The sequence below is a fragment of the Streptomyces diastatochromogenes genome, from assembly GCF_002242805.1.
In the GTDB taxonomy this organism is placed as follows: Bacteria; Actinomycetota; Actinomycetes; order Streptomycetales; family Streptomycetaceae; genus Streptomyces; species Streptomyces diastatochromogenes.
The window spans coordinates 1-380 of the sequence record NZ_MCGQ01000234.1 but is presented as its reverse complement, the minus strand read 5'-3'; the positions used below and the strand labels follow the sequence as shown (position 1 = coordinate 380).

2 pseudogenes are annotated in these 380 nt (G+C 68.7%); one reads left to right on the top strand and one right to left on the bottom strand.

From position 1 onward, the window contains the following. Positions 1–75: 75 nt before the first annotated feature. A pseudogene (locus BEK98_RS47760) lies at positions 76–180 on the top strand (MarR family transcriptional regulator); the annotation flags it as partial. On the opposite strand, the pseudogene BEK98_RS50770 reads toward BEK98_RS47760, so the two are convergent. Beyond that, positions 176–376 (bottom strand): annotated as a pseudogene (locus BEK98_RS50770) (MarR family transcriptional regulator); the annotation flags it as partial. The pseudogenes BEK98_RS47760 and BEK98_RS50770 overlap by 5 nt on opposite strands. Between the last annotated feature and the right edge of the window lie 4 nt (positions 377–380).

Sequence of the window (380 nt, the reverse complement as noted above, 5' to 3'; positions counted from 1 at the left end):
GTACTATACAACTAGAACGACGGAGGAGGTATTCCGGTGACAGCGGAGCCGGCCATCGAGACCATCCAGCGCGAGATGACGATCTTCGCCCGCCGAGGCCCGGGCCCGGCGGGACGCATGCACCCCGAGCTGTCGCTCGTGTCCTACACCCTCCTCGGCCACCTGGAGGAGAAGGGCGGCTGACCGTGGACTTGTCCAGGGCGTAGTGCGCTGCCAGGTCGGTGGCCCGGCAGCCGCCCTTCTCCTCCAGGTGGCCGAGGAGGGTGTAGGACACGAGCGACAGCTCGGGGTGCATGCGTCCCGCCGGGCCCGGGCCTCGGCGGGCGAAGATCGTCATCTCGCGCTGGATGGTCTCGATGGCCGTCTCCGCTGTCACCGGA